Origin of the sequence: Tepidibacter thalassicus DSM 15285 (assembly GCF_900129915.1) — a bacterium.
In the GTDB taxonomy this organism is placed as follows: domain Bacteria; phylum Bacillota; class Clostridia; order Peptostreptococcales; family Peptostreptococcaceae; genus Tepidibacter; species Tepidibacter thalassicus.
In genome coordinates this window covers 1-4,391 of sequence record NZ_FQXH01000048.1, presented here as the reverse complement: position 1 = coordinate 4,391, position 4,391 = coordinate 1, and the positions used below count along the sequence as shown (strand labels likewise).

The following is a 4,391-nucleotide window of genomic DNA, read 5'->3' as shown; positions in this document are numbered from 1 at the left end:
TTCACAATTTCACTCAAAGAACATCAGAATATACTCCAGAAGAATTTGAAAAAATTGTTCTAAAAAAACAAAAGGAAAAATGGGGTATATAAAAGTTTAAAAATTTCGGTATGGGTAGTTAATTAAAAATACCCACTTCTCAGGCTCTTATAGGCTCATATAGAGGAGTTTATCCTTCGCAGGATAAAATGTAAAGGTAATTGAAATGTTATTTAATTCTGAAAGGAACTGACAAATGTATCAGTTTTCTTTTTTTTAAGGATGCAATTTTACATTGTTTATTTAGATTATACCCTAAATAAATAATGTAATTAAATTTAAAACTATTGATAATACTATTTGTTTAAAATTGATTTGTAATAAACAAACAATTGTTTGTTGTAATTATTGACTTCAAACAAACAATTATGTTATTATATTCTTGTAAGATAATTCAAGGAGGTTATCAACAGAATGAAAGTTGGATACATAAGAGTAAGTACTGTAGAGCAAAACGAAGACAGACAAAAAGTACTTATGAAGAAAAATGGTATAGAGAAATTATTTATAGATAAGTGTAGTGGAAAGGATACAAATAGACCAAAATTAAAAGAGTTAATGGAATTTGTTAGAAAAGGAGATACAGTTTATGTAGAAAGTTTTAGTAGACTTGCAAGGAGTACAAAAGATTTATTAGAACTAGTAAAATCTCTTAATGATAAAGGGGTAAATCTTATAAGTTTTAAAGAAAATATAGATACTACAACTCCCCATGGAAAGCTAATGCTTACTATGTTAGGAGCAATTGCAGAGTTTGAAAGAGATTGTTTATTAGAAAGACAAAGAGAAGGAATTGCATTGGCTAAGGCAAAAGGTAAATATAAAGGTAGAAAGAAAATAGGTTATCCTAATAATTGGGAAGAAGTTTACAACAGATATAAAACAAGGAAAATTACAGCTACTAAAGCTATGGAAATACTAAGCTTAAAGAGAAATACATTTTACAAGTTAAAAAAAGAATGGGAACAAAAACAAGAAAATATAAAATAAAGTATTCTTTTTACAATTCATGGTTTTAAATAAGTAATTAAAAAATCGCATTTATAAATATTTGTATAAAAATAACTCCCTCTAATATATGGTACTTTTCAAAATATTATATAAAAAATATATTTTTTATATAATATTTTGAAAAGTACCATATAAATATTTAATAAAAGGACAGTGATATTATGAATATAGATAAAATAAAAATAGGAATGGAATTTAAAGACTATCCTTCTTTGTGTAGAGTATTAGGAGTTGAGCCTAAAGTTGGTGGTAGAAATACGAAATTACATAAAGAAGAATTTAAAAGATATTTTAATTGGACTAATAGAGGAAGAAAATATATAATTACTGATATTTATCCAAAGCCTAAAGAAAAAATAGACCGTAGAGGAAAATCAAAAGGTAGTAGAAATAATAATAATGTGTATATGAAATATATAGACCCAATACTAACTAATTTTTTTGATAACTTGAACAATAGAATAATATTTATAACTGCAAATCAATTAATAAAACAGATAGGAATTGTTAGTAGTAATTATTTTGAAGCAATAAAGAGTAAAAAGGAATTTTTTCAATATTTATCAAACAAAGAAAATATAGGTAATTTCACAGCGTTAAATAATGTTTTTTATTGTACAAATAACATATTAAAAGCAATGGTTAATTCTTCTCTAAATAGATTAGAAAAAGAAAACATAATTAACTATGAATGCAATTACATTTTGCACGAATTACACGAAAGAAAACACGAAAGAAAATTTGATGGTATTAATATAAGATTGGCTACTAAGAAAGAGAAAAAAATAATTAATAAATATGAAGATATAGTATTAAAAGAGCTAAAAGTAAAAAAGTCTTACTTAGAACAAAATGACAAATTAAGAAAAATGTATTATGAAAAGGTAAACGAATTGGTTTTTTCAGAACTAAAATATATAAATTTATATTATATTGGTTATAAGATTGTTGTAAATTCTCAAAATGACACAGAAGATGTTAAAGATTATAAAATAAAACTAAATAAACTTATTAAAGAAAGGGTTGAAAGCAAAAATATTAATAATAAGAAAAATTTAGAAGAAAAATATAATGATTATGCTTTTGGCACACCTATATTAAAATCTTATGAAAAAGATATAGCAAGCGAAAGTTACCTCATAGATACAAAAGTTATTATTGATAATCTATTAGATTTAAATGCTAAAAGGTTGAAATTAATAACAATAAAAAATTCTAAGGAAATAATAAAAAAATTTGTAGAAGATAAGTCAATAATAAAAACAACTGAAGATAGAAAAATTACTAAAAGATATGTTAATTCACTAGTTGAGATTGATGAAAATGAGTTATCAGTTCAAGAAGCAACTCAAACAATTGAGAGTGAAATTGAATGGGGATTTGATGTAAGTAATGAAAACATTAGCACAATAGGTAAGAACAGAAGAAATGTAACACACGAAACATAGATAAATACTGGCTTTCAGAAATTGACACCCCTCAAAGCCAGTAAAATACAGTTACATCACAAATTGCAATTTAGAACATCACAAATGGTAAAAAAAACTGCAATTTGTGATGTGTATAAAGTATATATATTAGATTTATATATAGATTTACTAATAGCTGACGCACTTGCAACTTTATCTGTAGCAGAAAAGTTTTTTATTGAGAAATATCATTTTGTTATAAAGAAAGGATAATCAGACAATAAGACATTATTAGTAAAGAGTTAGATTATAAGCAATAATTTATAATAAAATAAATATTAGTAGCATTGATATTATCTGTATGCACTTTTTGAGTACCTACTTTAGAATATTTGTCTAATCAAGAATATTTTATTGGGTATTCAATAAGTGTATTTATTTTTTGAAAAAAGTTGATGTAGTTATAAACTTTAATGCTTATTATATAATCAAATTAAGAGTAGCAATGAATAATGAGTTGCAACTATCGGCTATGAGAGTGATTTAGCCTCTCAATTCTGTTATATATTTACGAAGGTCGAAGTCGAAGAGGTATTTTATTAAATATGGGTTGTTTACTGGGATTGAAACAGGCGTTCGAAACACTTCGATATATGTTCGATAATACATTATCATATTTTTATATTGGGGGGATAATTACAGTAATTCACCTCTTCTAGATGAGTTATATCCATATAGCTGTTCTACTCCTAGCCACTTTCATTAAAATATACGAAAGAAGATAATTAATAAAATCAAAATTTTATTGACGCTATAGATAAAGTAAGAAAATAAAGGATATTAACACCTGTAAGGAGAACTAATACATTATGTATTAGCTAAATTGGGTAATACATAACTAATACAATGTGTATTAGGAGGGGATAGAGTTGGATAAAATAGATAAGATTTTAGACCTGCAAGAGCAGGGATATACTAGACAGCAGATAGCTAAAAAATTAGGATATAAAAGATTAGACTCTATGACTAGATATTTAAAAAAACATGGATATATTTTAGTAGATGGTAAATATGTATTAGATGCTAATACAAAGAATAATACAAATATAGTTAATACAGAAACTAATACAATATCTAATACATTAGAAGTTATAGATGTTAATACAGTTACTAATACACAAACTAATACAAGAGAGCAATTTGTTAAAGTATTAGATAATAAAATAATAGAGCTATTAAGGTCAGACTATAATATTTTAAAAGAAATGATAGATAGATTTAAAAAGAATATGGAAGTACATAACAGTAGTAATATAGCTATAGATTTAATAGACGATAGGCACTTAAAACAATATCCTAAAGCTGTAAGAGTAAACGAATTTGTTTGGAAAGACTGGACTAAGTTTTGTGTGGAACATAATAAGTTTTCTAAAAAAGAATTAATAAGTATGGCTTTAAAGGAATATATGGAAAAACATAAGTAAGATTTAAAAATAATATAATATTAATGAGAGTTGAAACTATGAAAAACTTATTAAAGAAAATTTTAAAAGAATTAAAAGAGTTTAAAAGTGAGGTAGCAAAGATGTTAAATAAATATATCTCTAAATATATTTTATTATCATTAGCTTTATTTTCGTTTATATGGTTAATTATAATTTATTCTAAGTCATATAATGCTACAGTTCATATCGCTAAAGCACTTCCCATATCTATTGTTAATGCTGCATCTCTAATTGCATTTTCTATTTATACAAAAAATTCTAAATAATAATCAAAAAAGACACGAAATTAATAATTCGTGTCTTTTACTTTTATAACCCTCGTAAATCCCTCGTAAATGACGAAATTTGATGTTTTATTTGATTTATAATACAAATTATCTATTGATAGCATAAAAACGCTTATATGAGCCAATAAAGAGTGATTAAG

At 24.6% G+C, this 4,391-nt stretch carries 5 protein-coding genes; all 5 read left to right on the top strand.

All coding sequences use genetic code 11. From position 1 onward, the window contains the following. Positions 1-453 precede the first annotated feature (453 nt). Positions 454-1,029, top strand: coding sequence for a recombinase family protein (locus BUA19_RS11325; RefSeq protein WP_072726578.1), 576 nt, complete (start codon positions 454-456; stop codon positions 1,027-1,029). A gap of 182 nt (positions 1,030-1,211) precedes the next feature. Continuing rightward, positions 1,212-2,498: a hypothetical protein gene (locus tag BUA19_RS11320; RefSeq protein WP_072726576.1), complete on the top strand. Its 1,287-nt coding sequence runs from the start codon at positions 1,212-1,214 to the stop codon at positions 2,496-2,498. Positions 2,499-2,582: 84 nt separating this feature from the next. Beyond that, positions 2,583-2,732 carry a hypothetical protein gene (locus BUA19_RS11825; RefSeq protein WP_178137505.1) on the top strand — a complete coding sequence of 50 codons (150 nt, stop codon included), beginning with the start codon at positions 2,583-2,585 and terminating at the stop codon, positions 2,730-2,732. A gap of 656 nt (positions 2,733-3,388) precedes the next feature. Next, positions 3,389-3,943 (top strand): hypothetical protein, encoded by a 555-nt coding sequence (locus BUA19_RS11315; protein ID WP_072726574.1) that lies wholly within the window; start codon positions 3,389-3,391, stop codon positions 3,941-3,943. Between the two features lie 38 nt (positions 3,944-3,981). Then, positions 3,982-4,230, top strand: coding sequence for a hypothetical protein (locus BUA19_RS11310; RefSeq protein ID WP_072726572.1), 249 nt, complete (start codon positions 3,982-3,984; stop codon positions 4,228-4,230). Positions 4,231-4,391: the final 161 nt, after the last annotated feature.